Genomic DNA, 25,243 nt, shown 5'->3' on the forward strand with positions numbered 1-25,243 from the left:
AGCGATTACGCACACTGCCCGAACACGTCTACAACCAGATGGTCATGGGCTGAAAAACGTGGGGATACCTCAGATCCAGAGACGGTAATCGCGAATGGAATACCTGATATTGCTAAACATCGGGCGCTGTTCCGGTTAGGCGGACGCCGGCACGGCGCCGACGTCTGTATCTGGCTGAGGAGAAAGACGAGGGCTGACGAGAGTGGCGATGCGCAGACCTGCCTGATCCACGCCCAGCATCAGCACCGCATGTTGCCCGGCGGCGACATGGGCGTGGGCAAGTGCGAGCATCGCCAGCGGTTGCACTGCGGCAAGATCGCCGGTGGCGGTGGCCAGCGGCAGGCACTGCACGGCGGTATCTAGATCGGGGCAGGCCAGCGCGGCAGCGGCAGCGGCCTCGGCCGCCAGAGTGGCGCGGTGGTCGGCGTCGCTGAGCACCAGGTTCACTTGCGTGGGCGCGAGCGCGGCGCGCTGCAGCATCTGCGCCGCCAGCTCGCCGGTCAATCGCGCACTGGCCTTGGCGCCGCTGTCCATCGGCACGCGGGCGCGCTGCAGCGGATGCAGCAGCACGTCGCCGGACGCGCTCGGCCCGATTGCCAGCAAGACGCCGCTGGCGCCCTCGCCGGGTACGCGTCCGTCGGGCAAACGGCGCGTCATCAGCCGCCCGCTTTCGAGCATCTGCTCGATCTGCGCCTGGTCGATCGTTGAATGGCAGGCCATGATCAACTGCCAGCCGTCCACCGCCGACTCCGCGCCGCGCGCCAGTCCTTGTAGCCGCAACCATGCACCGTCGGCACCCGCCATCGGGATGACCTCCACCCCGAAGCGGCGCGGATCCAGGCCGTGTTCGCTGGCGGACGCCAGCATCCAGTCGCCCAGCGCCTGGTGCAGCGACACGGGCCAGTCGGCGGGCAGCCACAGCTCGATGCGCAGCACGTTCTGCACCTGCGCCTCCACCCGGTGACGCAGGCCGGCCACCACACGGTCCTGGGCCTCGGGCAGCGGCGGCAGCGCCTGCGCAGCCTCAAGCAACAGCGCCTCGGCGACCGGTTCAAGTAGGGCGATGGCCCGCTTGTGATGCTCCAGCGGGCGCGCGTTGGCGCCAGCGCCCGCTGCCAACGAGGCGAGCATCGCAGCGGTGGCAGCGGGCGCTTCCAGTTCCGGCACCTGCACGACGAAAACCGGCAGCCCGTCTCGGTCGCGGAACTGCTTGTGCAGCCCAGGCCGCGGCAGATTGCCGCGCAGCTCGAGAATGGCCTGCGGCTGCTGGCCCAGGGCCAGATTCACCGCACCGGCGAGCAGTGTCGGCGTGGCGCCGGTGGCCTGCGCCCCCTCCAGGGAAGGTGAACTCGCCGCCGCCTTGGAATCGTTGCGCTCGGCAGCCTTGGCTGCAGCGCTGTCGGCGGCCTCTGCGGCGCGCGACAGCGCGCGCCGGCCACGATCGCGCAGCATCCAGCTGCCGCCCAGCAGGCTTGCGGGCAGGATGCCCAGATACGTCAGCATCTCCATGCCGTTGGGCGTGGTGCCGCTGCTGCGCCAATAGAAGATCGACCCGCCCCACGCTACACCGAAAAATACGGCTGCAGACAACCCGTTCCGAACAATTCCTGACATCAACATCCTCGCTCCATGAGTGGATTAGGCATCGACGGGAGCCGAATTACCTTGCCTCGTCATCCGATGCCGGTCGTTCCCTGGGTGGAGATCAGTGTCCCCCCGCAGGCGGTCTTGTCCCCATGCCGGGCCACCGGCTTGCCGTCGATCATCACCGTGGCGTCGCCGCTGGCGATCTCGGTCTGACCGTGCACGCTGCACACCACCGTGTCGCCGATACGCGCCACTGGCTTGCCGTCCACATCGGTTTCTGCCGAACCGGTGACCACGCTACCGCCATGATCGAGCCTATCGCCCACGAGAATAAAAGGTCGTGACATCAGTATTGCCTCCATGGTCTTTGCATCGGGGCCTGTCGGCCGCCATTCGCCCCCGTGGGGCGCGATCGCCGCCACGGAGGAGAAGATAGCAGGAGTTCAGCGCGAGCTCACCCTTGGGCCAATTCGGCGCGCTTGGCGGCGCGGGCGCTGCGGCAGGCCTCCAGCTTCTCCACATGCACGTAGTCCTTGATGCTGCGCCAACTACCGCCCCACTCCAGCCCTGCCTGTTGCGCCAGCTCGCCGTAGAGGAAATAGACGCGTTTGGTCCACGGATCGCCCATGTCCCATTGCAGCTTGCCGTCGCGCAGCGGCGCACTGTCCACTCCCAGGCCGTACTGGTGGCAGCTCTGCCAAGCGCCTGCGCGGGTGGCGCGGCCGCCGCCCATCAACTCGGCCTGACGCTCCGGGCTGCGATAGCCCTCCACCAGCACCATTTCGTAACCGTACTGGCGACGCATGACCTCGTAGATCGCGAGCACGCGCTGCTGCAGGTCGGCATCGATGCTTTCCCAGCGCCGGTCCGCGGTGACGATCTCCGGGCGGGTGCGGCGGATCTCCTCGGTGGTGAATACCTCCGGCGGCGGCGCTGGCGGCGGCACCAAACGTTCGCCGCGCAGCAGCTGCGCCACCATGCTGCTGGATTCATTCATGTCCTCGGCACGAAAATCCTCCAGCGCCACGTTCTGCCGGACCAGCAGGATCACGCTCGGCGGCACCAGCAACAGCAGCGTCGCGCACAGGATGACCCAGCGGTGACGCCGAAAGAAATCCGTCACCCCGCAAATACCGGCGCGCCCGCCTTCGCCGACTACGCCAGCGCTGCGGCCCACGCGCTGGCCGACCCGCCCGGCACCTTGCCGAAGGCCGCGCAGGCGCTCGCCGAACCAGGCCTGCACCCGCTCCAGCGCCTCCGGAAACAACACCAGCCAGCAGGCGATAGACGCCACCAGCAGGAAGATCACCACGCCCGCAACGACGACTGCCACTACATCCCCCTGAATTATGCTGCTGATTCCTGTGCCGTTGACGGGCCGGCGCCAAGCACTAGAATGAATATGCACGAATCCCCGGCGCTCGCCGAACAAGGCTGGATTGCACTTGAATAATGGCGGATTAAATCGCCCGAGTCTTCTTTCGGGCCAGGGACATACCCAGTCGCCCGGCTCCGGGCGCATTTTGGCCGATATGGAAGGCCGCACAACCAGCGCGCCGTCCAGCGTCCGTGCCAAGGCGCCGCGACCCCACCCCACCCGCTGGGTGTTGATCGCCGTCCTCGGAGTCGCGCTGCTGGGCGCGGCGTTCATGGCGCTGCGCTGGAATGCAGTACGTGCCGAGGCTGACGCCGATTTCGACGCCTACACCACCGTGCCGGCGACCGACGCCGTCTCTCCGGTCAATCCCGCACAGACCACCGGCACCGCCGACACAACACCGAGGCAGGGCGGCGCAATGATCGTAGACGACAACATCGCCAGCGATCCGACCCGCGCCGTTGACGGCTTGCCCAGCGCCTCATCCGCCAGCGCCGCGGCGGCGGCGCCCAAGCCGACAGCGGCCGCCTCGCAACGCAAGCCACGCGCTGCACCGGCCAACGGCGGCAAGCACGTATAGGACGACAGCAGCGACCTGCTGGCCACACTGATGGGCATCATCAAGCGCAACGAAAAGCCGGCGGCAAAACAAGACTCAATGGATTCGCTGATCGCCAAGATCCAGGCCGAGGACAGCAAGAACGCGACCGAGACCGACGCGGCATTCGACGCGATCGACTCGCACTCGGCGTCGACCAGCTCCAATGTGCAGACCCAATTGCGCAACTGTCCCGGCGCCAACACGATGGCGGGCCTGGAGTGCCGCAAGAATATCTGCGCAGCGCTCACCGGCAAAGATCCGGCCTGTCCGGCGCACTGACGCGGCGCAGCGCAAGCGCCTTCTTCCCACTGCGGACATGGGCGCCACATCGCTGCGCTATCTGGCGCCGCCACAAGAATGAAACGGCATCGCCGTGTCCTTCTGCGATTCGCACAGCCCGTGGCAGAGGAGCAGAAAAGAAAACATGAACGGGTTGGTGCGTCAGTACCTGCGCAAGAGCACCGATCTGTCGGTCTACACCCAGGAGCAGCTCGATGCCATTGCCGATGAGTTCAATCACCGTCAGCGCAAGGCCCCGGGCCTACGCTCTGCACTTACCGTCTATCGCTAGTTGCTGCTCCACAGTTCGCACTCCTCCACCCTGATTCATTGAAACCCAGGGTATTGCACTTCACTTTTGAGTCCTCCCCCGCGAATTGATCGGGTTTGGTCCGACCGCTCCCTGGGCCATTGGCGTCTGCACCATGGCAGCGTCCACGCGCTGCCAGCGCCAGGCAATGCCAGCCATCTGCTCGTCCTCGGCCAAGCCGGCCTTCCACAGCGCCTCGAAAAACCCCGATGACTGCCATTCAAGAAAGCGTTTGTGGATGGCGCTGGCACTGCCAACGCGCTGCTTGGGTAGCGCTTTCCACTGGATGCCGGTCCGCAACACAGACACACTCGCTGCGAATACCTGTCGCGCCGGCAGCGGCGGCGGGCGACCGGCACCAGGCTTGCGCAAATAGATCTTCTTCGCCGCTACCGCCCGTGCCGGTATCAGCGGCTCCACCCGCGCCCAGAAAGCATCCGTTCCTTGCCAAGACTCAACGCGTTGGCTCAACCTCGCTCTCCGATATCGCTTCTTGAGCGGCGTCGGTCTGCTGGTTTACATAATTGACGGATCGGTTCTTAGCGTCGTTTAGATGCAGTCAAAAGCTACAGGTCAAACGCCTAGTCGGTCGAGTACCCGGCAGCTAGGCCGCAGATCAACCGCTCTGCAATTGATCCTACCCGCACTGACCCATCACTCCTCAGGGCTTGGCCGCAGCCTTGTCATCGCCGGTGCTGAACACCGTGCGGCAGTCAACGCGGATCTGCTCGCCGCTGCTGCGCCAATAAAACAGGTCGCAATGCCGCTTGCCTTCCACCGTCTTCTTGACTGCAACCGCGTAGAACGACTGTGCGATCTCATCGCGGCTGGCGGTGCCGTCGTTGTTCCAGTCCATGTCCTTGAACTCGACGCCCTGGGTGATCGCCATGCCCACCGACCACGCGTAGGCCAGCCACGCCAGGATCAGCACGACCACGCCGAGCAGTACCTTGCGGCGGGTGGTGAAACGTCCTTGCAGGATCATGCGGTGCGCTGGATGGTCGCGCCCAGCGCCCCCAGCTTCTCTTCAATGTTTTCGTAACCACGGTCCAGGTGGTAGATGCGATCGATGGTGGTGTCGCCATCGGCCACCAGCCCGGCCAGGATCAACGACGCCGAGGCGCGCAGATCGGTCGCCATCACCGGCGCGCCACTGAGACGTTCGGCGCCGCGCACGATCGCGGTATGGCCTTCGACCTGGATATCAGCGCCCAGGCGTAGCAGCTCGTTGACGTGCATGAAGCGGTTTTCGAAGATGGTTTCGTTGATCACGCCCACGCCGTCGGCCACGCAGTTGAGCGCCATGAATTGCGCCTGCATGTCGGTGGGAAACGCCGGGTACGGCGCGGTGGTCAGGTTGACCGAGCGCGGCCGCTTGCCCTGCATGTCCAGGGTTATGCTGTCGGCGGTGGTGGTGATGCTGGCGCCGGCTTCGGTCAACTTGTCCAGCACCGCGTCCAGGGTTTCCGGACGTGCGCGACGCACGGTGACGCTGCCGCCGGTCATCGCCGCAGCCACCAGGAAGGTGCCGGTTTCGATACGATCCGGCAGCACCACATGGTGGCCTCCACCCAGACGCTGGACGCCCTGCACCACGATGCGCGGCGTGCCGGCGCCTTCGATCTGCGCGCCAAGCGCGATCAGGCAGGCGGCCAGGTCGGTGACTTCCGGCTCCATCGCCGCGTTTTCCAGCACGGTGGTGCCTTCGGCCAGCACGGCGGCCATCAGCACGTTCTCGGTGCCGGTGACGCTGACCATGTCGAACACGTAACGGGCACCTTTCAAGCGCCCATTGCTGGTGGCCTTGATATAGCCATTTTCCACGTTGATGTCCGCACCCAGCGCCTGCAGGCCCTTGATGTGCTGGTCGACCGGGCGCGAGCCGATCGCGCAACCGCCGGGCAGCGAGACTTCGGCATTACCGTAGCGCGCCAGCAGCGGGCCAAGCACCAGGATCGAGGCGCGCATGGTCTTGACCAGCTCATACGGGGCGATCTGATGCGTGACCGAGCGCGGGTCGACCAGGATCGAGCGGCCCTTGGCCAGCGTGCCTTCGTCGATGGTGACCTCGGCGCCCAGTTCGCTGAGCAGCTTCACCGTGGTGATCACATCGTGCAGATGCGGCACGTTGCTGATTTCAACTGGCGCGTCGGCCAGCAGGGTCGCGCACAGGATCGGCAGCACCGCGTTCTTGGCGCCGGAAATATTGACCTCACCGTGCAGCGCTTGGCCGCCGGTCACTACGATTTTTGCCATGGGATCTTAGGGAATCTGAAGAGGGTGTTCGGGGAAATGCCTTACGTCGCCGGGAATCTGTGGGGCGCTTGCGGTCGAGGCGGATGACCTGCCCGACCAGCCAAGGCCCGACAACCGCTCAGCCTTCGTCGGGGGTCAGCGTCTTGAGCTGCAGCGCATGGATCGCCCCTCCCATCAACTCGCCCAGGGTCGCGTAGACCATGCGGTGGCGGGCCAACGGGGCCTTGCCGGCGAATAAGGCGCTGATCACGGTCGCCTCGAAGTGCACGCCGTCGTCGCCGTGCACGTCGACGCGGGCTTCGGGCAAGCCGGATTCGATGAGTTTACGGATGGTTTCGGCGTCCAAAGGGCGTTTCCTCATAAAATGAGCGCACATTCTACTCTTCACCCGAGTCCCGCATGGCCGTCTCGCACCTGCCCACCGCCACCGTCAGCGACGCCAGCCTGGTCGCCAGCGGCCAGCGCGTGCTCGAGATCGAGCGCGAGGCGCTGGCAGGGGTAGGCGCGCGGATCGGCAGCGACTTCGCCGCGGCCTGTCGGCTGGTGCTGGCCTCGCGCGGGCGCGTGGTGGCCACCGGCATGGGCAAATCCGGGCATATCGCGCGCAAGATCGCCGCCACCCTGGCCTCCACCGGCACCCCAGCGTTCTTCGTGCACCCCGGCGAAGCCGGACATGGCGACCTGGGCATGATCACCGAGGCCGACATCGTGCTGGCGCTGTCCTATTCCGGCGAATCGGACGAAGTGCGCATGCTGCTGCCGGTACTCAAGCGCCAAGGCAACCCGATCATCGCCATGACCGGCCGCCCCAGCTCCTCGCTGGCAAAGGCCGCCGACGTACATCTTGATGTGAGCGTGTCGGCCGAAGCCTGCCCGCTGCATCTGGCGCCCACCTCCAGCACCACCGCCTCACTGGCGATGGGCGATGCCTTGGCCGTGGCACTGCTCGACGCGCGCGGCTTCACCGCCGACGACTTTGCGCGCTCGCATCCGGCCGGCAGCCTGGGCCGGCGCCTGTTGCTGCATATAACCGACGTGATGCACAGCGGCGATGACCTGCCGCGCGTGCGCGAAGACGCCAGCCTGAGCGAGGCGCTGATGGAAATGAGCCGCAAGCGCCTCGGCATGACCGCCGTCGTAGACGCGGACGAGCGGCTGATCGGCCTGTTCACCGACGGCGATCTACGCCGCGCGCTCGACAGCGACATCAACGTGCGCAGTGCCGGCATCGCGCAGGTGATGACGCGCAACCCCCGAACCATCGGCGCCGACCAGCTGGCAGCCGAAGCCGCGCGGCTGATGGAGGATTACAAGATCACAGGTTTGATCGTGGTCGACGCGCAGCAGCGCGCGGTCGGCGCATTGAACATTCACGACCTGTTGCGCGCCAAGGTGGTTTAACAGATTCAGTTTCAAACGTTGAAACCCCGTTCTTACCGATTCGTACCAATGCCCTATTCCCCACTGCAACACCTGCCCGCCGAGCTGATCGACCGCGCTGCGCGCGTCCGTCTGGCCTGTTTCGATGTCGACGGCACCCTGACCGACGGCCGCCTGTATTACGACCACGCTGGTAACGAGAGCAAGTCCTTCAATGTGCTCGACGGCCAGGGGCTCAAGCAGCTCGACCATGCCGGCATCCATGTCGCGCTGATCACCGCGCGCGCCAGCCTGTCGGCGGAAAAACGCGGCCAGGATCTGGGCCTGCATGTGCAGATCGGGGTCAAGAACAAGCGCCTGGCAGTGCTGGCCTTGTGCCAGGAGCACGGGCTGTCGCTGGACCAGGTGTTGTTCATGGGCGACGACCTGCCCGACCTGCCGGCCTTGCTCGCGGTCGGCCTGCCGGTCGCACCCGCCAACGCACATCCGTGGATCGCCGAGCGCGTGCAGTGGCACACCCGGGCACGTGGCGGCGAAGGGGCCGCACGCGAGGTCTGCGATGTGGTGCTTGCCGCGCAAGGCCAGGTCGAGGGCATCATCGAAAGGTTCTCCGCATGAGCTGGAACTGGCGCACCACCCTGGGCGTGGTGCTGTTCGCCGCCGCGGTGATCTCCGGCTGGTCGGCGTGGCAACAGCGCGCGCGCCCGGTCGCGGCGGCGGTGGACGATTCGCGCGCCGATTACGTGCTGCGCGATTTCGAACTGATTGCGCTGGACAAGGGAACCGGCAAGGAATCGATGACGCTGCGTGCGCCGGAAATGCACCGCAACCGCGCCGACCAGACCTCGGACATCACCACCCCGGTGTTCCTGTTGCCCAACAACGCCAATCAACCGTGGACGCTGCGTTCCAGGACCGGCTGGATCAGCCCCAAGGGCGACGAACTGCGCCTGCGTGGCGATGTCAAAGGCGACAGCCCCACCACCGGCGCGACGCCGCCGACCACGTTCCGCACCGAGAGTCTGGACGTGTTCCCGCAGCAGAACATCGCCAAGACCGCCGCCCCGGTGAGCATGAGCCGGCCGGGTATCATGCAGAGCGGGGTCGGCTTCGAGGCCGATCTCAAATCACGCCAGTACAAGCTCCTTTCTCAGGTCAAGACCCGCTATGAACCGAATGCTGCCCGCTAAACTGGCGTTTGCCGCGCTGCTGCTGCCCGCCCTTGCGATGGCCAAGACCAGCGATCGCAATCAGCCGATGGCGATCGATTCCAATGCCAACGACTGCAACATGCTCGACGACAGCGGCAAGTGCCGCTTCAGCGGCAATGTGGTGATTACCCAGGGCACGCTGGAAATCCACGCCGACACCGCCGACATCTTCCAGAAGAACAGCCAGACCGACCGCGTCGTGCTCACCGGCAAGCAGGCCACGCTCAAGCAGCAGATGGACGACGGCGCAATGATGAACGGCCAGGCCGACAACATCGAATACCAGGTTGCCAACGAAATCATCGTGATGACCGGCAATTACAAGGTGGACTCGCCCAAGGGCACCAACGCCGGCCAGCGCATGGTCTACAACACCAAGACCGGCAACATGCAAAGCGGCGGCGACGGCAGCCGCGTGCGCACCATCATCCAGCCGAAGAATCCGGCACCGGCGGCGGCGACGCCAGCGCCGGCACCGGCCGCCAAGCCCGCTGCCAAGCCGCAGGGGAAGAAGTAATGCTGGTCGCCACCGGTCTGCGCAAGAAGTACAAGCAACGCGAAGTGGTCAAGGAATTCGGTCTCACGCTCCAGGCCGGCGAAGTGGTTGGCCTGCTCGGCCCCAACGGTGCCGGCAAGACGACCTGTTTCTACATGATCGTCGGCCTGGTCGAGGCCGATGCCGGGCGTATCGAGCTGGACGGCCGCGACCTCACTGCCGAGCCGATGTACGCACGCGCAAAGCTGGGCGTCGGTTATCTGCCGCAGGAGCCTTCGATCTTTCGCAAACTCACCGTGGCCGACAATATCCGCCTGGTGCTGGAACTGCGCGAGGATCTGGATGGCGCGGGACGCGAAAAAGAACTGACCTCGCTGCTGGAAGAATTGCAGATCACCCACGTGGCCGATCAGCTGGGCGCCAGCCTGTCGGGCGGCGAGCGGCGGCGTTGCGAGATCGCGCGCGCGTTGGCCGCCAAGCCGCGCATGATGCTGCTCGACGAGCCCTTCGCCGGCGTGGACCCGATTTCGGTCGGCGAGATCCAGCGCATCATCATTCATCTCAAGGAACGCGGCATCGGCGTGCTGATCACCGATCACAACGTGCGCGAAACCTTGGGAATCTGCGACCGCGCGTATATTCTCGCGGAGGGAGGCGTGCTGGCGCAGGGGGCACCAGACGCATTGTTAGCCAATCCCGACGTCCGTCGCGTGTATCTGGGGGAAACTTTCCGCCTTTGAGCGCGTCGCCGCGCCATCGATTCTTCCAGTCAGTGCCCGCATGAAAGCCCGGCTCCAGACATCGCTAGGACAGCAGTTGGTCATGACGCCGCAGTTGCGTCAGGCGATCAAGCTATTGCAGATGTCCACCACCGAGCTGGAACTGGAAATCGCTGAAGCAGTAGAGACCAATCCGCTGCTGGAATGGGCCGACGAAGCCGCGCATGCGGCCAGCGAATCGCCGATCGCAGCATCGTCGGCCTCCTCCACCGACGACACCCCACGCGAAGAGCACACGCCTGCCGAGCGTGACGACGACTGGTCGCAGGACGAGTTGCAGTGGACCGGCTCGGGGAGCGGTGGCAGCTTCGACGACGACGAGTCCGGCGATGCCGCCGAACGGGTGGCAGAGTCCGAAACGCTGGCCGATCACCTGCTTTGGCAGCTTTATTTGTCGCCGCTATCGCCGCGCGACCGCCAGATCGGCGCGATGCTGATCGATGCGCTTGACGAAGACGGCTACCTGCGCGAACCGCTAACGGCCATTCTCGAAACGCTCGCGCTTGGCGCGGCGGTGGACGAGGCCGACGTGCTCACCGTGCTGCACCAGATCCAGCGCTTCGACCCGGTGGGCGTCGGCGCGCGCACCTTGGGCGAATGCCTGGCGTTGCAACTGGCCGTGCTCGACCCCGCAACGCCCGGACGCGAGCTGGCGCTGCAGATCGTCGCCGGCCCGCTGGAGCGCCTGCCGCGCAGCGGAGTGGCCGGCCTGGCGCACGAACTCAAGCGTTCCACTGCCGATGTCGACCAGGCAGTGCAACTGGTGCGCTCGCTGGACCCGCGCCCGGGCAAGCAGATCGGCGATCTGTCGCAAGATACCTACGTAGTGCCGGACTGCGTGATCTGGCGCCAGCGCGGCGTGTGGCGGGCCGCGCTGGCGGGCCGCGCGCAGCCCAAGGTCACCATCCACCGTGGCTATGAGAATCTGATCCGCAGCTGTGGCGAGTCCGATGCCGGTTACTTGCGCGGGCAGTTGCAGGAGGCGCGCTGGCTGCTCAAGAGTTTGGAAGCGCGGGGCGAAACCTTGCTGCGGGTGGTGCGCTGCCTGCTGCAGCACCAGGCCGGGTTTCTGGAATTCGGCGCGCAGGCCTTGCGCCCATTGACCCTGCGCGAGATCGCCGGCGAGCTCGGCCTGCACGAATCCACCATTTCCCGCGCCATCGCCCGCAAATACGTGCGCACCCCGCGCGGCACCATCGCGCTGCGCTCGTTCTTCGCCTCCGGCATCGACACCGACAGCGGCGGCGAGGCGTCCAGCACCGCCATTCAGGCCATGATCCGACGCCTGATCGACGCGGAAAACCCGCGCAAGCCGCTATCGGATGCCAAATTGGCAGATCTGTTGAAAACTTCCGGCGTGCCAGTAGCGCGGCGCACCGTTGCGAAGTATCGTGAGGCCATGAACATTTCCGCCTCCCACGAACGCGTCCGCATCGCCTGACGTTGCAACCACCGCAACGCCGGCCTGTACTCGGGTTTGTCGGATCACCGGAGAGGTTCATTGGCCCACCGACCAATGGAGGTATCCGATGCGTATCGAGACGTATGGCCACCAGCTTGAAGTGACCCCCGCGCTGCGGGAGTACGTGGCAAGCAAGTTGCAGCGCCTGCAGCGCCATTTCGACCAGCACTGTGAAGTTCGAACGCAGCTGGCCGTTCGCAAGCCAGACCACCATGTGGTCGCCACCGTCAACCTTCCCGGTCGCACCCTGCACGCAGATGCCAGCGGCTCCACCATGTATGCGGCCATCGACCTGCTAGTCGATAAACTCGACCGCCTAGTACTAAAGCACAAAGAAAAGAAATGTAACCACCATGCACGCGAGGTGCGCGACAATCTCGCATGACGCTTCTCGCTTGATGCCCTCATGCCTTTAACCGATCTGATGGCGGCCGTGCGCACCGTGGTGTCGCCGGCCGCCGATCGCAACGCTGTCCTGCATACCGCCGCCGAGCTTCTGTCCTGTCGCCAGGCCGGCTCCGCCGAGCTCTACGCCAACCTGTGCGAACGCGAGGCCCTGGGCAGCACCGCTATCGGCCACGGAATCGCCATTCCGCATGGGCGCTGCCCAAATCTCACCGAGCCACGTGGCGCGCTGCTGCGACTGAACACGCCGGTGGCCTTCGGTAGAGATGAACCGGTGGATCTGATCTTTGCGATGGCCGTGCCTGCGCATTACACCCATCAGCATCTGATGCTGCTGTCGGAACTGGCCGAACGGTTTTCCGATGCGGCATTTCGTCAGCAACTGCGCGCTGCACCCAATGCGGACGCCTTGATGGCGCTGCTCACCGACGCACCGCCGCCACAGGCCAGCGCCGCATGAATACCAGCATCACCGCACGCGAACTGTTCCACCAGCAGCGCGACAAACTGGCATTGCGCTGGGCGGCCGGGCAGAAAGGCGAACACCGCGAAATCGAAGCCGGCAGCAACAACGCGCGGCGCCCGTCGCTGGCGGGCTATCTCAATGTGATCTACCCCAACAAGGTGCAGATTCTGGGCACCGAAGAACTGGCCTGGCTGGACTCGCTGGACGCACGTCAGCGCTGGGAAACGATCGAAAAGATCATCAAGGTACAGCCGCTGGCGCTGGCGATCAGCAAGAATCAGTCCTGCCCGGAAGACCTGCGCGCGGCTGCAGACGAGTCCGGCACGCCGTTGTGGATCTCGCCCAAGCGCGGCCACGAACTGCTCAATTATCTTTCCTATCACCTGGCGCGCACGCTGGCGCCACGGGTCACGCTGCATGGCGTATTCATGGATATCTATTCGATCGGCGTGCTGATTACCGGCGATGCCGGTTCGGGCAAGAGCGAGCTGGCACTGGAACTGCTCAGCCGCGGCCATCGCCTGGTGGCCGACGACGCGCCGGAGTTCACCCAGATCGCACCCGACGTGCTCGACGGCACTTGCCCCGAACTGCTGCAGGACCTGCTGGAAGTACGCGGCCTGGGCGTATTGAACGTGCGCGACATGTTTGGCGACACCGCGGTGAAGAAGAACAAATACCTGCGCCTGATCGTGCACCTGACCCGCCCGATGACCGAGCCCACCCCGTCCGGTTACGAGCGTCTGACCGGCGATTCCGGCAGCCGCCACGTGCTGGATCTGGACGTGCCGCTGATCACCCTGCCCGTGATGCCCGGCCGCAACCTGGCTGTGCTGACCGAGGCAGCGACGCGGCTGCATATCCTGCGCACCAAGGGCATCGACCCGGCGGCAATGTTCATCGCCCGCCACAGCAACCTGCTGGAGCGACGCACGCCATGAGTACCGCGCCCTCCACGTTGATGATCGTGAGCGGGCTATCCGGCTCGGGCAAATCGGTCGCATTGAAGACCTTCGAAGATCTGGACTACTACTGCTCGGACAATCTGCCGGTGGAGCTGCTGCCGGATTTCGTGCGCAGCCGGTTACGTGGCAACCCGCTCGGCGATCAGCGGCTGGCGGTGGGCATTGATGTGCGCAGCCGCAGCGACCTGACCCAGCTGGCGCAATGGCGCCAGCCCGCGCAGGAATACGGCATCGAAGCGCGGCTGCTGTTTTTCGACGCCAGCGACGAGGCGCTGATCAAGCGCTATGCCGATACCCGCCGCCGCCACCCGCTCAGCCATCTCGGCTTGGCGTTGCCGGAAGCGATCACCCGCGAGCGTCAATTGACCGAACCGCTGCGCGCGCAGGCCGATGCCATCATCGACACCAGTACGCTCAACGTGCACCAGCTGCGTCGCCGCGTGGTCACCGAATTCGCGCTCGGCACCAGCGACCGGCTGTCGCTGCTGTTCGAATCGTTCGCCTACAAACGCGGCGTACCGGCCGAGGCCGACTTCGTGTTCGATGCGCGCGTATTGCCCAATCCGCACTGGGACCCGGAACTGCGCGCGCACACCGGCCGCGATGCCGGTGTGCGCGCGTATCTGGACAAGGAGCCGGACGTGGTGCGCTACACGGGGCAGATCGTGGACCTGCTCGACACCTGGCTGCCACGGTTGCGCAACGACACCCGCAGCTACGTGACCATCGCCTTCGGCTGCACCGGCGGCAAGCACCGCTCGGTGTATCTGGCCGAACGCATGGCGCGGCATGCACGCGAGCAAGGCTGGCAGGAAGTGGCGACGTTCCACCGCGAGCAGGATTGAGCGGTGCGTTGGTGCAGGCCGGATTCATTGCAACCAAGCCGATGGAATCTTCAGAGAACTGAAATCTCCGCAGGCGTGAGTCTGCGACCCCGCTTCTGCAGCAATGTGCGATCTCGCAGGCTTGCGCGCCGCGACTGTGATCGCCTGCATGCAGCACGCTGGCTGTCTTCGCTGCTGAAGTGCGCTGTGCGACACACGCTGCAGACACGCCCATCCACTGCAGTGCTCGCTTCTGTGCCGCTATCGGCGCCGCAACGCAGTAACCATCTCGCAGATGGCAATCACGCCACGCAGCAGATGCACAGCGCTTGCGATCGCCACGCATACGCACTTACGACGCTCCCCTAAACGGCGATTCATCTCGCAACACATCGGTGCCGGCAAACGCTATCGCGTAGTCATGCCGACCTGTTAACGTTTCGGCATGGCCTGTGGCATTCTCCTCATTACTCATCCCGGCATCGGCGCGGCGTTATTGAACGTGGCGACGGGGCTGTTGCGGCAGTTGCCGCTGAAGACCGAAGCATTCGATGTACCGCTCGATGCAGACCTGGACGCATTGCTGCCCCAGGCGTCATCGGCGATGCGTCGGGTCGACAGTGGCGACGGCGTGCTGGTCATGACCGACCTGTACGGCGCCAGCCCCAGCAATCTCGCCAACCGGTTGGCCAAGCTGGGCACGCCGGTTCGCCGGGTGTCCGCGCTGAGCCTGCCAATGCTGCTGCGGGTGATGAACTACCCCGAACAAGGATTGCAGGAGTTGCCCGCCACTGCGGCGGCAGGCACCCGCAACGGAGCGATCATCGACGATGCTTGAACGCGAACTCATAGTTTCCAACCGACTCGGACTGCATGCGCGGGCAACCGCCAAGCTGGTGCAGACGCTGTCGTCCTATCGCAGCAACGCCACCCTGGTGGCCAAGGGCCGCGAGGTGAATGCCAAGAGCATCATGGGAGTGATGCTGCTGGCCGCCGGTCAAGGCACCAGCGTGGTGGTGCGGCTGGATGGCGAGGACGAAGCGCAGGCCTTGCAGGCCCTGCTAGACCTGTTCGAGCGTTGTTTCGACGAGGACAGCTGAGCATGCGCCACGTCGCTGCGTTGCTCACCCACACACCACGGCTGCGCCAAGGCCGCGCATGAGTCTGCGCTTGCGCGGACACGGTGCCTCGCGCGGCAACGCACTCGGGCGCGCACGTGTGCGCCAGAGCCACATGCTGGAAATGGCCGAGCAGCGTGTGCCAGCCAACCAAGTGGAAACGCAGCTGCAGCGTCTGCATGTGGCCATTGAAGCGGCGCGCACGGAAATGCAGCAACTGCGCGACCGCTTGCACGGCGCGCTGGCGCGCGAAGTCGGCGAATTTCTCGAACTGCATGCGTTGCTGCTCGACGACCCGGAGTTGTTGCAGGGCCTGGACGAGCTGATCCGCACCCATCGCTACAGCGCCGACTACGCCTTGCGCGTGCAGCGCGACCGGCTAGCGGCGGTGTTCGACGGCATGGAGGATGCGTACCTCAAGAGTCGCATGGACGATCTGGATCACGTCATCGGCCGCATCCACGCGTTTTTGCACAAGCGCGCGGCCGATCTCAAGGGCGTGGCCGGCGAGATTCTGGTCTGCGACAACGTGGCGCCGTCCGAGCTGGCGCAGCTGCAGGCGCAAGGTGTGGTCGGCATTGTCACCACCGCCGGCAACACGCTGTCGCATAGCGCGATCCTGGCGCGCAGCCTGCACCTGCCGTTGGTGGTGGGTGTCAGCGATGCAGTGCAGCGCATCGACGACGGCGATGTGTTGATCGTCGATGCCGGCTCGGGCCAGGTGATCGTCGATCCCAAACCCGAGCATCTGCGCGACTACCGTGAGCGCCTACGCGCGCTGGCCAAGGAGCAGCGCGAGCTGGGCAGGCTGCGTTCCAAACCTACACGCACGCGCGACAACGTCGATATCACGCTGCTGGCAAATGCCGAATCGCTGGAAGACGTGGCCCGCGCACATGCGCTCGGCGCCAGCGGCCTTGGTTTGTATCGCACCGAATTTCTGTTCCTGCAGCGCAACGAATTGCCGGACGAAGAGGAACAGTTCCACACCTATCGCGACACGGTGCTGGGCATGAGCGGGCGCCCGGTCACCATCCGCACGCTCGATCTGGGCGCCGACAAGGCCGACCGCACCGGCCTGACCCTGAGCGACGAAGACAACCCCGCGCTGGGTTTGCGCGGCGTGCGGCTGTCGCTGGCCCGCCCTGCGGTGGCGCAGGCGCAGTTGCGCGCGATCCTGCGGGCCTCCGGCTATGGGCCGGTACGCATTTTGGTGCCGATGGTCAGCGGCTGCGAGGAAATTCAGCTGCTGCGTCGGCAGATCAAGAAGCTGGCCGTGCAATTGCGCGAACAAGGCCACGAGATTGCCGAGCACATTCCGCTCGGCGCGATGATCGAAGTGCCGGCGGCGGCCCTGGCGCTGGACTGCTTTATCGACGAGATCGATTTCCTGTCGATCGGCACCAACGATCTGGTGCAGTACCTGCTGGCGGTGGATCGCAACAACGAGGCGCTGGGCGAGTTGTATTCGCCGCTGCACCCGGCGGTGCTGCGCTTGATCGCGCAGGTGATCGCTACCGGGCGTGCGTATGGCAAGCCGGTGGCGGTGTGCGGCGAGATCGCTGGCGACCCGCGCTTCGTGCCGATGTTGCTGGCATTGGGGCTCACCGAGTTCAGCCTGCACCCGGCCACGCTGCTGGAAGTGCGCCGTACAGTGCGCGACATCCACTTGGGCGAACTGCGCGTGCAAGGCGAAAAACTGCTGCGCGCACGCGACCGCAAGGGGATCGAGAAGTGGTTGACCAACATCGCGCAGGGCTTGCTGCTCTAAGAGCGGCTAACAAAACTACTGCGCTCACCGCCAGGCGGGCGCGGCCGGTGCTCGGAATCGGCATGTACCATTCGTACACTCCGGTTCTGAGCGCGCCGTCCGCACCCACCTGGCGACTGCTCGCTACGTTTTGTTAGCCGCTCTAAGTGCTTGCGTCATCGCTCAGGCGATGTTCAAGCGTGTTGCGCGCGGCACTGTATGTTTCGTCACCATGCGCAAGCGATAATGCCGTGCTGACTCAGCACCGCATCTTGCACTAGAGACGTGTCTACTTTTCAAGGGAGCTGCGCATGGCCGAAGCCGTCCGCCACGACAAGACCGCGCGCCAGCTCCGATTGCTGTCGGATGCGCTCGATAGCGGGCGCTTAGGGCCGGTACGCCGGCTGGTCAATACGCTGGCACCGGCGGGAATCGGCAACCTTCTCGAATCGCTGCCGCCCGGCAAACGCGAAGTAGTGTGGGGCCTGGTCGACCCGGAAGACGACGGCGAAGTGCTGCTGCATGTCGGCGACGAAGTGCGCGAAAGCCTGCTCGCAGACATGGACACCGACGAGATCGTGGCGGCGGTCGAAGACCTCGACATCGACGATCTGGCCAATCTGGTCGAAGACCTGCCCGACACCGTCATCGACGAAGTGCTCAAGTCGATGGACCGCGAGAACCGCGAGCGGCTCGAACAGGTGCTGTCGTATCCGGAAGACACCGCAGGGCGATTGATGAATCCGGACGTGGTGACCGTGCGCGCTGATGTCAATGTCGATGTGGTGCTGCGTTACTTACGCCTGCGCGGCGAACTGCCCGACCATACCGATCACCTGTATGTGGTGAGCCGGCGCCATCAATACCTTGGGCGGGTGTCTCTGGCGGCGTTGGTCACCCACGAGGACAACACGCCGGTCAATCGATTGATCGACGACGAACAACCGGCGATCGATGTGGGCGACGGCTCCGAAGAAGTCGCACGGCGCTTCTCGGATCACGACTGGATCTCTGCGCCGGTGGTGGACGACAACAATATCCTGCTCGGCCGCATCACCATTGATGACGTGGTCGACATCATCCGCGAGCAGGCCGAGCACCAGGCAATGAGCGCAGCCGGTCTGGACGAAGACGAAGACATGTTCAGCCCGGCGCGGCGCGCATTCCGCCGCCGCCTAATCTGGCTGGGCATCAACCTGTGCACTGCGTTTCTGGCCTCCAGCGTGGTCAGCAGGTTCGAAGGCACGATCGAAAAACTGGTGGCGCTGGCGGCGCTGATGCCGATCGTGGCCGGCATGGGCGGCAACGCCGGCACCCAGGTGTTGGCACTGATGGTGCGCGGCCTGGCGTTGGGCCAGATCGGCTCCTCCAACGTACTGACGCTGCTCAAGAAGGAACTCACCGTCGCGCTGATCAACGGCGTGGTGCTGGGCGTGAGCCTGGGGCTGATCGTGCTGGCCTGGTTCCAACAACCGATGCTGTCCCTGGTGATCGGCACCGCCTTGACCTTGAACATGCTCACCGCAGCGTTCGGCGGCGTTCTGGTACCGGTAACGCTCAAACGCCTGGGCTTCGACCCGGCCTTGGCCGGTGGCGTGATTCTGACCACGCTGACCGATGTCATGGGCTTCTTGAGTTTCCTCGGCCTGGCCACGCTGATTTTGCTGCCGTAGCAACCGCGCCGGGCGCGCAGCCGACCTGTCGGATGAAACTACAACACAACATCGCCGCAACGCGACATGCCAGCGCACCTGTATGCGGCGATACTGCAGGCATGTCATCGGTTCTGTCGGGAGTGCTGCGTGATTCGTCGCTGCCTTGTTCTTGCGGTCTTCGCGCTGGTGCTTGCCGGCTGTTCCAGCATGGGTGAGCGCCACCACGACGCGCGCCGCGGCCACTTCGTCACCCGCACGCTGGAGATGGAAAGGCGGCTTTACCGCTATCAGGTGTTCGTGCCTGCATCGAAGATGCCGCAACCGCGTCCCATCGTGCTGTTCCTGCATGGCTCGGGCGAGCGTGGCGACAACGGACGTGATCAGGCCGAGGTGGGCGTTGGCCCTTACTTGAGCGAACACACCGCCGAGTTTCCCGCGTTGGTGGTGCTGCCGCAGGTGCCCGACGACGAAGAGTGGCTGGGCGTCAATGCACGCATGGCGATTGCCGCGCTGGATGCGGCCAGTGCCGAGTTCCAAGCCGACCCGCAGCGCACCTATCTCACCGGCATCTCGATGGGTGGCTACGGCGCCTGGGAAATTGGGCTGATGCAGCCGCAGCGCTTTGCGGCGATCGTGCCGATCTGCGGCGCGCTCAAGGCACCGCGCGACGAGCGCCGCACGCTCTACGTCAGCCTGGTGGCAAAGGAAGCCGACCCGTACACCGCTGCGGCCACCCAGCTCAAGCACGTGCCGATCTGGATGTTCCATGGCGCCAAGGACGATTCGGTGCCACCGCATGACGATCGCGCGTTGTATCGCGCCGCCAAAGGCATCGGTGCCAATGTGCGCTATAGCGAGTATCCCGAGGGCAACCACAACGCATGGGACGCCACCTACGCCGATCCCGCGATGTGGGAATGGATGTTCAAGCAGCACTTGCGCTGACACATGACGCGGCGCAATCACGCCGCATCTTCCATCAATGGTGATAGCCGGTGTCCGCCGTCACCTTGCCGCGGAACACGCGATACGACCACACCGTGTAGCCCAGGATCAGCGGCAACAACACCACCAGGCCGACCAGCGCGAACAACTGCGACGACGGCGGCGCGGCAGCCTGCCAGATCGTATAGACCGGCGGCACCAGATACGGCCACATGCCCAGCACCAGGCCGAGAAAGCCGAGCACGAACAAGCCCATCGCCAACAGGAACGGCGGTGTATCCGGTCGCCCCGCTTCGGTTGAACGCCATAGCGCGAACCCCACGATGGCGACCAGCACCGGCACCGGCATCAGCCACAGATAATGCGCACCAGTGAACCAGCGTTCCATCACATGCGATTGCAGCGACGGCAGCCACGCGCTGACCAACCCGATAAAGATCAACACGGTAACGGTCAGCGGCCGACTCAACTGACGCGCGAGCTGCTGCACATGGCCTTCGGTCTTGAGGATCAGCCAGGTGCTGCCGAGCAAGGCATAGCCGAACACCAGCGCGGCACCGGTGAGCATCGCGAACGGGCTGAACCAGCACCAGATGCCGCCGACATAACGATCGTTCTCGATCTGCAAGCCCTGCACCAACGCGCCCAGAATCACACCTTGCGCAAAGGTGGTCAGGATCGAGCCGGCGGCGAAGGCATTGCTCCACAGCCGTCGCGAGCGCTGGGCCTTGAAGCGGAACTCGAACGCCACGCCGCGAAACACCAGCGCCATCACCATCAACAACACCGGCAGGTACAGCGCCGACAGGATCACCGCATACGCCTTGGGAAACGCGGCTAGCAGCCCTGCCCCGCCCAGCACCAACCAGGTTTCGTTGCCGTCCCAGATCGGCGCAGCGGTGTTCATCATTAGATCCAGCTCCGCCTCGTCCTTGCGAAACGGCGCCAGGATACCGATGCCGAGCACGAAGCCATCCAGCATCACGTACATCAGCACCCCGAAGCCGATCACGGCGAACCATGCCATCGGCAAAACACTCGTCATGTCCATCAGGCGGCTCCGTCGATCGATTCATCGGCCGCCGACAGGGGCCGTGCGGGCGTGTGTTCGCCGTGGTCCAGCTGCGGCGCGTCGTGCGGGGTGGGCCCGATCTTGCCGATCTTGACCAGGTACCAGATGCCCCAGCCGAACACGAACGCATAACCAACGACGTACACCGTCAGCGAGATCGCGGTCATCAATGCGGACTGCGGACCCACCGCGTCGGCGGTACGCAACAGCCCGTAGACCACATACGGCTGCCGCCCCATCTCGGTGACAAACCAGCCCGACACCAACGCGATGAAGCCACTCGGCAGCATCCAGCGCCAGGTCGCCAGCAGCCAACGCCACTGCAGCAACTTGCCGCGCCACCAGGCGAACGCCGATACCCAGGCCACCAGCAAAATCAACGAGCCCAGCCCGACCATGATGCGGAAAGCGAAGAACACCGGCGTCACCGACGGGCGATCGGCCGCCGGCACCGAAGTCAATGGTGCGATGCTGCCTTCCAGACTGTGGGTCAGGATCAAACTGCCCAGGCGCGGAATCGCCACCTCATAATCGTTGCGCTCTGCCTGCGCATTCGGCACAGCAAACACCACCAGCGGTACGCCCTTGCCCGGCCCTTCGTCATGCCAATGCGCTTCCATCGCCGCGATATTCATCGGCTGATGCTTGAGCGTGTTCAAGCCATGCATGTCGCCGACGAAGATCTGCAGCGGCACCGTGATCGCCGCGAAGGCCACCGCCAGTTTGAGCATGCGCAGGCCGGCCTCGCGATGCACGCCACGATGCAGATACCACGCACCCACCGCGCCCACCACAAAGCAGGTGGTGATGAACGAGCCCAGCGCCATGTGCGCCAGCCGGTACGGAAACGACGGGTTGAAGATGATCTTCAACCAATCCACCGGATGCACGATGCCGTCGATCACCTCATAACCGGCCGGGGTCTGCAGCCAGCTGTTGGACGACAGGATCCAGAACGTGGAAAACAGCGTGCCCAGCGCTACCATGCAGGTGGCGAAGAAATGCAGGCGTTCGGAAATGCGCCCCCAACCGAACATCATCACGCCCAGGAAACTGGCTTCGAGAAAGAACGCGGTGAGCACTTCGTAGCTCAGCAGCGGGCCGATCACGCTGCCGGCGATCCGGCTAAGTTCTGGCCAATTGGCGCCGAACTGGAAGGCCATCACGATGCCGCTGACCACGCCCATGCCGAACGACACCGCGAAGATCTTCTGCCAGAAGAAATACAGCTCGCGCCACACCGGCAGGCGGGTGCGCAGCCAGCGCCATTCCAGAAATGCCAACAGGCTGGACAGCCCGATGGTGAATGCGGGAAACAGCACGTGGAATGCGATAACGAACCCGAACTGGATCCGCGATAACAGCAAGGCATCCATGGAGAACCCTCCTGGAGAAGTGGGTGAGCATCAGTGCGCAGGCTGCAGGTCGATCGCCGGGAAACAGTGCGGTATTCGATCGCGACCTCAGCGTTAGGCCATCATCATAGTGACGCTTGTGCCCGTTCCCGATGCGACACGGCGTCGCATCTGCGGCAAAACGTCGCGCTTGTGCTGCAACACGATGCTACGCACGAGGTGCAATGCAGCAGGTATTTTTTACACAAACAAGGTCGAAACACGGCTGTAGCAGGGACGCGTCCGGCTCTCGTAAGAGCATGCTGACGCACGATCGAAGGCCCATCGCGCCGCTTTGCTCCCCGCACGCAGGTTTGCTGGAAAACGCTAAGGCCGCGCCCGCTCCCAGACCCGCAAGAAATTGCCGCTATACACATGACGATGCGTTGCGCGGGCCAGTCGGCATCCATCATCGCTTGCGTGAGCCTGGGCAGATCCGCGCCGCTGCGCATCCCGGTCGGCAAGCTGGAAATGCCGCCATCGAAATCGCTGCCGAAACTCAAGTGTTTCCAAGGATCTTCGACGATCCCGATGTCGGCGATCTGTCGGGCGAAGGCTTCGTAATAGCCGCCGTTATTGATTATTAAGTCGATATTTTCCAATCAACTTGGTGGAGCGAACAGGAGCGACCAAATGGCAGTAGCTAAACTGGATCAGCAGATCCATAAATCCGCCTGTCTGACGGGAAGCAAACCACAAGACTGCTAGCGTGCTTCTCGCTTCGACGGTGTGCAACAGCTCACTGCAACCTTGTTTCAGCTGCTGGATGACCAGGTGCGCTCCCTACACGGTGTCCCACATGTTCACCCCCGGCCACGTACGCGTCGGGCCACTTCGCTGACCACCGCAATGACCACAGTCAAACCGACCATCGACAGGAACTGCGCGCGGGTGTCTGCCGACGACGCCAGCAGCACGAAGATCACCGCCAGGATTGCCAGTGCCAGCAGCGTCAGGAATGGATACATGCGCATGCGGAATGGCAGCGCGATGCCGGCACGGTCGGCACGTGCGCGCAGGATCAGCTGCGACAACAACGAGATCGTCCACACCAGCAGGCAAGTGGCACCGACGATGTTGAGCAGCATCGGCAATACCTTGTTGGGATACAGCAATTCCAGCGCCGCCGCAGCGAAGCCGAACAGCACGCTGGCGATCACCGCCACCAGCGGCACCTGCTCGCCGCTGGTCTTGCCGAGCAAGCGCGGCGCTTCGCCGCGTTGCGCCAGCGAGAAGATCATCCGCGAGGCGCCGTACAGATTGGCGTTGAGCGCCGACAGCAAGGCCACGACGGCGACCAGGGTGATGGCAGTGGCCGCGCCGGGAATGCGCGCCACCTCCAGCACAGCGGCAAACGGCGAGCTGAGCGCCGTGCTGGTCCACGGCACCACCGCCACGATCACGCTGATCAAGCCGATATAGAACACCAGAATGCGCCAGGCCACGGTACGAATAGTGCGTGCCAGGCTGCGACCGGGGTCGGCGGTTTCTGCGGCAGCCACCGCCACGATCTCGGTGCCACCGAACGCGAACACCACCACCAGCAACGCCGAGCCAATGCCAGCCACCCCCTTCGGCGCGAATCCGCCGTTCTGGGTGAAGTTGGAGAGACCCGGCGACACCACACCGGGCAACCAACCCGCCAGCAACGCCACACCGATCAGCAGGAACACGATGATCGCGACGACCTTGAGGATGGCAAACCAGAATTCGAACTCACCGAAGTTGCGCACGCCCAACAGATTGATCGCCATGAAGGTGGCCATGAACACCACCGCCAGCAACGGCCCCGGCAATGCCGGCCACACCGAGGCGAGCAAGCCTGCCGCGCCGACCGCTTCGGCCGCGATCACTACGACGACCTGAAACCACCATAGCCAACCGACAGTTGCGCCGGCGGTCGGCCCCATCGCGTCGGCCGCATACACCGAAAACGCGCCGCTGGCCGGCTTGGACGCGGCCATTTCGCCCAGCGCATTCATCACGATGATCACCAGTGCGCCGGCGATCAGATACGACACCAGCACCGCAGGCCCCGCTGCATGGATTCCCACGCCCGAGCCCAGAAACAGCCCTGCACCGATCGCCGTGCCCAGGCCCATCATCATCAATTGCCGCGGTTTCAGCGCATGGCGCAACGCGGGCGCGGCGCACGAAGCGTTCTCAGCAACGAAATCGGTCGGAAGCGGCATGGACGGGCTTGAAGAGATGGAATCGCAACACGATACCGCGTCGCGGCGCTTGTGGCGCCTCTTGAAGGCCGCCTTGCGGACAGAGGGATACGCCTGGTGGCGCGCACTGGCTCACTGTGCGACCAGGCAGCGCGCGCCCACATCAATGGCGTGACACGCTCCAGATCTCGCCAATGCACGCAACGGATGGACGAATCCGCAGCACAGCGCACGGGCGCATACACAAATCCCCGGGCTAGCCGTCATGCTGTTCACTAAGGTGCTGATCGATGGCCTTTGAACTGGGCACAGTCGCCAATCCCAGTAGAAGCGGCGCTTACCCGAGAGGTGGAAGCGCCGTTTTTTCTTAAGAGCGGCTAACAAAACTACTGAGCAGCAGCCAGGCGGGCGCGGCCGGTGCTCGGAATCGGCATGTACCACCCGTACACTCCGGTTCTGAGCGCGCCGTCCGCACCCACCTGACGACTACTCGCTACGTTTTGTTAGCCGCTCTAAGTGAACAGCATGACGGCTAGCCGGGGATTCGTTTACCGCTACAACGTGCTTCCATCACTCGGCCAGATTGGTCCCCGCACCTGCGGTGGCGATCGCCTTTGCCTTGACTTGTGCGGGCGGGGTGATGCTGTAGGTGCGACGTCCCCCCGATTTTGAGTAGCACGCCAGTTTGGAGTCCAATTCCCTACCCCGAAGGAGATTGGACGTGAAGAAGCGTTTTACC

At 64.4% G+C, this 25,243-nt stretch carries 26 protein-coding genes, 2 other RNA genes and 3 pseudogenes; 20 read left to right on the top strand and 11 right to left on the bottom strand.

The window, feature by feature from the left end:
• Nucleotides 1-135: 135 nt before the first annotated feature.
• The 3 genes from XpopCFBP1817_RS10485 to XpopCFBP1817_RS10495 form a co-directional block, all read right to left on the bottom strand.
• Nucleotides 136-1,614: a hypothetical protein gene (locus XpopCFBP1817_RS10485; protein WP_128417086.1), complete on the bottom strand. Its 1,479-nt coding sequence runs from the start codon at nucleotides 1,612-1,614 to the stop codon at nucleotides 136-138.
• Between the two features lie 59 nt (nucleotides 1,615-1,673).
• Nucleotides 1,674-1,934, bottom strand: coding sequence for a PAAR domain-containing protein (locus XpopCFBP1817_RS10490; protein ID WP_128417087.1), 261 nt, complete (start codon nucleotides 1,932-1,934; stop codon nucleotides 1,674-1,676).
• Nucleotides 1,935-2,041: 107 nt separating this feature from the next.
• A complete protein-coding gene (locus XpopCFBP1817_RS10495; RefSeq protein ID WP_128417088.1) occupies nucleotides 2,042-2,920 on the bottom strand; it encodes a M15 family metallopeptidase in 879 nt (292 codons plus the stop codon).
• 271 nt (nucleotides 2,921-3,191) lie between these two features.
• Here XpopCFBP1817_RS10495 and XpopCFBP1817_RS22915 point away from each other — a divergent pair, with 271 nt between their 5' ends.
• The 3 genes and pseudogenes from XpopCFBP1817_RS22915 to XpopCFBP1817_RS22925 form a co-directional block, all read left to right on the top strand.
• Entirely contained in the window at nucleotides 3,192-3,545 is a 354-nt protein-coding gene (locus XpopCFBP1817_RS22915; RefSeq protein ID WP_244171133.1) for a hypothetical protein, read from the top strand.
• A 30-nt stretch (nucleotides 3,546-3,575) separates the two neighbouring features.
• Nucleotides 3,576-3,845, top strand: coding sequence for a hypothetical protein (locus XpopCFBP1817_RS22920; protein ID WP_244171134.1), 270 nt, complete (start codon nucleotides 3,576-3,578; stop codon nucleotides 3,843-3,845).
• A gap of 85 nt (nucleotides 3,846-3,930) precedes the next feature.
• Nucleotides 3,931-4,137: pseudogene (locus XpopCFBP1817_RS22925) on the top strand (IS30 family transposase); the annotation flags it as partial.
• A 72-nt stretch (nucleotides 4,138-4,209) separates the two neighbouring features.
• On the opposite strand, the pseudogene XpopCFBP1817_RS10510 reads toward XpopCFBP1817_RS22925, so the two are convergent.
• From XpopCFBP1817_RS10510 to XpopCFBP1817_RS10525, 4 genes and pseudogenes are all read right to left on the bottom strand, one after another.
• Nucleotides 4,210-4,626 (bottom strand): annotated as a pseudogene (locus XpopCFBP1817_RS10510) (transposase); the annotation flags it as partial.
• Between the two features lie 190 nt (nucleotides 4,627-4,816).
• Nucleotides 4,817-5,140 (bottom strand): EF-hand domain-containing protein, encoded by a 324-nt coding sequence (locus XpopCFBP1817_RS10515; RefSeq protein ID WP_128417090.1) that lies wholly within the window; start codon nucleotides 5,138-5,140, stop codon nucleotides 4,817-4,819.
• Entirely contained in the window at nucleotides 5,137-6,411 is a 1,275-nt protein-coding gene (gene murA, locus XpopCFBP1817_RS10520) for a UDP-N-acetylglucosamine 1-carboxyvinyltransferase (RefSeq protein WP_128417091.1), read from the bottom strand. The genes XpopCFBP1817_RS10515 and murA overlap by 4 nt, the downstream gene beginning before the upstream one ends.
• A 118-nt stretch (nucleotides 6,412-6,529) precedes the next feature.
• Nucleotides 6,530-6,757, bottom strand: a complete 228-nt coding sequence (locus XpopCFBP1817_RS10525) for a BolA family protein (protein ID WP_055823246.1) — start codon at nucleotides 6,755-6,757, stop codon at nucleotides 6,530-6,532.
• 53 nt (nucleotides 6,758-6,810) lie between these two features.
• Here XpopCFBP1817_RS10525 and XpopCFBP1817_RS10530 point away from each other — a divergent pair, with 53 nt between their 5' ends.
• From XpopCFBP1817_RS10530 to XpopCFBP1817_RS10605, 16 genes are all read left to right on the top strand, one after another.
• A complete protein-coding gene (locus tag XpopCFBP1817_RS10530; protein ID WP_128417092.1) occupies nucleotides 6,811-7,812 on the top strand; it encodes a KpsF/GutQ family sugar-phosphate isomerase in 1,002 nt (333 codons plus the stop codon).
• A gap of 48 nt (nucleotides 7,813-7,860) precedes the next feature.
• Nucleotides 7,861-8,409, top strand: coding sequence for a KdsC family phosphatase (locus XpopCFBP1817_RS10535; RefSeq protein ID WP_128417093.1), 549 nt, complete (start codon nucleotides 7,861-7,863; stop codon nucleotides 8,407-8,409).
• Nucleotides 8,406-8,981, top strand: a complete 576-nt coding sequence (gene lptC, locus XpopCFBP1817_RS10540) for an LPS export ABC transporter periplasmic protein LptC (RefSeq protein WP_128417094.1) — start codon at nucleotides 8,406-8,408, stop codon at nucleotides 8,979-8,981. The genes XpopCFBP1817_RS10535 and lptC overlap by 4 nt, the downstream gene beginning before the upstream one ends.
• Nucleotides 8,959-9,519, top strand: coding sequence for a lipopolysaccharide transport periplasmic protein LptA (lptA, locus tag XpopCFBP1817_RS10545; RefSeq protein ID WP_128417095.1), 561 nt, complete (start codon nucleotides 8,959-8,961; stop codon nucleotides 9,517-9,519). Before lptC ends, lptA begins: the two co-directional genes overlap by 23 nt.
• On the top strand, nucleotides 9,519-10,238 hold the full coding sequence (lptB, locus tag XpopCFBP1817_RS10550; RefSeq protein WP_128417096.1) for an LPS export ABC transporter ATP-binding protein: 720 nt from the start codon (nucleotides 9,519-9,521) through the stop codon (nucleotides 10,236-10,238). Before lptA ends, lptB begins: the two co-directional genes overlap by 1 nt.
• Before the next feature lie 40 nt (nucleotides 10,239-10,278).
• Nucleotides 10,279-11,718, top strand: coding sequence for an RNA polymerase factor sigma-54 (locus tag XpopCFBP1817_RS10555; protein ID WP_128417097.1), 1,440 nt, complete (start codon nucleotides 10,279-10,281; stop codon nucleotides 11,716-11,718).
• A gap of 88 nt (nucleotides 11,719-11,806) precedes the next feature.
• Nucleotides 11,807-12,124 carry a ribosome hibernation-promoting factor, HPF/YfiA family gene (gene hpf / locus XpopCFBP1817_RS10560; RefSeq protein WP_006451270.1) on the top strand — a complete coding sequence of 106 codons (318 nt, stop codon included), beginning with the start codon at nucleotides 11,807-11,809 and terminating at the stop codon, nucleotides 12,122-12,124.
• A gap of 21 nt (nucleotides 12,125-12,145) precedes the next feature.
• Entirely contained in the window at nucleotides 12,146-12,604 is a 459-nt protein-coding gene (locus XpopCFBP1817_RS10565) for a PTS sugar transporter subunit IIA (RefSeq protein ID WP_128417098.1), read from the top strand.
• Complete coding sequence (gene hprK, locus XpopCFBP1817_RS10570) at nucleotides 12,601-13,551, top strand: HPr(Ser) kinase/phosphatase (protein ID WP_128417099.1); 951 nt, start codon at nucleotides 12,601-12,603, stop codon at nucleotides 13,549-13,551. Before XpopCFBP1817_RS10565 ends, hprK begins: the two co-directional genes overlap by 4 nt.
• Nucleotides 13,548-14,420 (top strand): RNase adapter RapZ, encoded by an 873-nt coding sequence (gene rapZ, locus XpopCFBP1817_RS10575; RefSeq protein WP_167393901.1) that lies wholly within the window; start codon nucleotides 13,548-13,550, stop codon nucleotides 14,418-14,420. The genes hprK and rapZ overlap by 4 nt, the downstream gene beginning before the upstream one ends.
• Nucleotides 14,421-14,844: 424 nt before the next feature.
• A complete protein-coding gene (locus tag XpopCFBP1817_RS10580; protein WP_128417100.1) occupies nucleotides 14,845-15,237 on the top strand; it encodes a PTS sugar transporter subunit IIA in 393 nt (130 codons plus the stop codon).
• Nucleotides 15,230-15,499 (top strand): HPr family phosphocarrier protein, encoded by a 270-nt coding sequence (locus XpopCFBP1817_RS10585; RefSeq protein WP_128417101.1) that lies wholly within the window; start codon nucleotides 15,230-15,232, stop codon nucleotides 15,497-15,499. Before XpopCFBP1817_RS10580 ends, XpopCFBP1817_RS10585 begins: the two co-directional genes overlap by 8 nt.
• Before the next feature lie 58 nt (nucleotides 15,500-15,557).
• The gene (gene ptsP / locus XpopCFBP1817_RS10590; RefSeq protein WP_128417102.1) at nucleotides 15,558-17,288 is read left to right on the top strand and encodes a phosphoenolpyruvate--protein phosphotransferase; all 1,731 of its coding nucleotides are present in this window, start codon (nucleotides 15,558-15,560) and stop codon (nucleotides 17,286-17,288) included.
• A 62-nt stretch (nucleotides 17,289-17,350) separates the two neighbouring features.
• Nucleotides 17,351-17,427, top strand: a non-coding RNA gene (locus tag XpopCFBP1817_RS10595) — sX9 sRNA.
• A gap of 151 nt (nucleotides 17,428-17,578) precedes the next feature.
• Nucleotides 17,579-18,940, top strand: coding sequence for a magnesium transporter (gene mgtE, locus XpopCFBP1817_RS10600; protein ID WP_128417103.1), 1,362 nt, complete (start codon nucleotides 17,579-17,581; stop codon nucleotides 18,938-18,940).
• Between the two features lie 66 nt (nucleotides 18,941-19,006).
• Nucleotides 19,007-19,867 (top strand): carboxylesterase family protein, encoded by an 861-nt coding sequence (locus XpopCFBP1817_RS10605; protein ID WP_208619603.1) that lies wholly within the window; start codon nucleotides 19,007-19,009, stop codon nucleotides 19,865-19,867.
• Between the two features lie 34 nt (nucleotides 19,868-19,901).
• Here XpopCFBP1817_RS10605 and cydB read toward each other — a convergent pair whose 3' ends face one another.
• The 4 genes and pseudogenes from cydB to XpopCFBP1817_RS10625 form a co-directional block, all read right to left on the bottom strand.
• Entirely contained in the window at nucleotides 19,902-20,918 is a 1,017-nt protein-coding gene (gene cydB, locus XpopCFBP1817_RS10610; protein WP_128417104.1) for a cytochrome d ubiquinol oxidase subunit II, read from the bottom strand.
• The gene (locus tag XpopCFBP1817_RS10615; RefSeq protein WP_128417105.1) at nucleotides 20,918-22,315 is read right to left on the bottom strand and encodes a cytochrome ubiquinol oxidase subunit I; all 1,398 of its coding nucleotides are present in this window, start codon (nucleotides 22,313-22,315) and stop codon (nucleotides 20,918-20,920) included. Before XpopCFBP1817_RS10615 ends, cydB begins: the two co-directional genes overlap by 1 nt.
• Before the next feature lie 345 nt (nucleotides 22,316-22,660).
• Nucleotides 22,661-22,899: pseudogene (locus XpopCFBP1817_RS10620) on the bottom strand (membrane dipeptidase); the annotation flags it as partial.
• Between the two features lie 237 nt (nucleotides 22,900-23,136).
• Nucleotides 23,137-24,525 carry an amino acid permease gene (locus tag XpopCFBP1817_RS10625; RefSeq protein WP_128417106.1) on the bottom strand — a complete coding sequence of 463 codons (1,389 nt, stop codon included), beginning with the start codon at nucleotides 24,523-24,525 and terminating at the stop codon, nucleotides 23,137-23,139.
• Nucleotides 24,526-24,936: 411 nt separating this feature from the next.
• Here XpopCFBP1817_RS10625 and XpopCFBP1817_RS10630 point away from each other — a divergent pair.
• Nucleotides 24,937-25,013: non-coding RNA, sX9 sRNA (locus tag XpopCFBP1817_RS10630), on the top strand.
• Nucleotides 25,014-25,243: the final 230 nt, after the last annotated feature.

This window comes from Xanthomonas populi (assembly GCF_002940065.1).
In the GTDB taxonomy this organism is placed as follows: domain Bacteria; phylum Pseudomonadota; class Gammaproteobacteria; order Xanthomonadales; family Xanthomonadaceae; genus Xanthomonas; species Xanthomonas populi.

Coding starts and splice junctions, on each gene's coding strand:
- XpopCFBP1817_RS10485 (WP_128417086.1), bottom strand. CDS start 1,614: ATGTCAGGAATTGTTCGGAACGGGTTGTCTGCAGCCGTATTTTTCGGT.
- XpopCFBP1817_RS10490 (WP_128417087.1), bottom strand. CDS start 1,934: ATGTCACGACCTTTTATTCTCGTGGGCGATAGGCTCGATCATGGCGGT.
- XpopCFBP1817_RS22920 (WP_244171134.1), top strand. CDS start 3,576: ATGGGCATCATCAAGCGCAACGAAAAGCCGGCGGCAAAACAAGACTCA.
- XpopCFBP1817_RS10515 (WP_128417090.1), bottom strand. CDS start 5,140: ATGATCCTGCAAGGACGTTTCACCACCCGCCGCAAGGTACTGCTCGGC.
- murA (WP_128417091.1), bottom strand. CDS start 6,411: ATGGCAAAAATCGTAGTGACCGGCGGCCAAGCGCTGCACGGTGAGGTC.
- XpopCFBP1817_RS10530 (WP_128417092.1), top strand. CDS start 6,811: ATGGCCGTCTCGCACCTGCCCACCGCCACCGTCAGCGACGCCAGCCTG.
- XpopCFBP1817_RS10535 (WP_128417093.1), top strand. CDS start 7,861: ATGCCCTATTCCCCACTGCAACACCTGCCCGCCGAGCTGATCGACCGC.
- lptC (WP_128417094.1), top strand. CDS start 8,406: ATGAGCTGGAACTGGCGCACCACCCTGGGCGTGGTGCTGTTCGCCGCC.
- lptA (WP_128417095.1), top strand. CDS start 8,959: ATGAACCGAATGCTGCCCGCTAAACTGGCGTTTGCCGCGCTGCTGCTG.
- lptB (WP_128417096.1), top strand. CDS start 9,519: ATGCTGGTCGCCACCGGTCTGCGCAAGAAGTACAAGCAACGCGAAGTG.
- XpopCFBP1817_RS10555 (WP_128417097.1), top strand. CDS start 10,279: ATGAAAGCCCGGCTCCAGACATCGCTAGGACAGCAGTTGGTCATGACG.
- hpf (WP_006451270.1), top strand. CDS start 11,807: ATGCGTATCGAGACGTATGGCCACCAGCTTGAAGTGACCCCCGCGCTG.
- XpopCFBP1817_RS10565 (WP_128417098.1), top strand. CDS start 12,146: ATGCCTTTAACCGATCTGATGGCGGCCGTGCGCACCGTGGTGTCGCCG.
- hprK (WP_128417099.1), top strand. CDS start 12,601: ATGAATACCAGCATCACCGCACGCGAACTGTTCCACCAGCAGCGCGAC.
- rapZ (WP_167393901.1), top strand. CDS start 13,548: ATGAGTACCGCGCCCTCCACGTTGATGATCGTGAGCGGGCTATCCGGC.
- XpopCFBP1817_RS10580 (WP_128417100.1), top strand. CDS start 14,845: ATGGCCTGTGGCATTCTCCTCATTACTCATCCCGGCATCGGCGCGGCG.
- XpopCFBP1817_RS10585 (WP_128417101.1), top strand. CDS start 15,230: ATGCTTGAACGCGAACTCATAGTTTCCAACCGACTCGGACTGCATGCG.
- ptsP (WP_128417102.1), top strand. CDS start 15,558: ATGAGTCTGCGCTTGCGCGGACACGGTGCCTCGCGCGGCAACGCACTC.
- mgtE (WP_128417103.1), top strand. CDS start 17,579: ATGGCCGAAGCCGTCCGCCACGACAAGACCGCGCGCCAGCTCCGATTG.
- XpopCFBP1817_RS10605 (WP_208619603.1), top strand. CDS start 19,007: ATGCCAGCGCACCTGTATGCGGCGATACTGCAGGCATGTCATCGGTTC.
- cydB (WP_128417104.1), bottom strand. CDS start 20,918: ATGGACATGACGAGTGTTTTGCCGATGGCATGGTTCGCCGTGATCGGC.
- XpopCFBP1817_RS10615 (WP_128417105.1), bottom strand. CDS start 22,315: ATGGATGCCTTGCTGTTATCGCGGATCCAGTTCGGGTTCGTTATCGCA.
- XpopCFBP1817_RS10625 (WP_128417106.1), bottom strand. CDS start 24,525: ATGCCGCTTCCGACCGATTTCGTTGCTGAGAACGCTTCGTGCGCCGCG.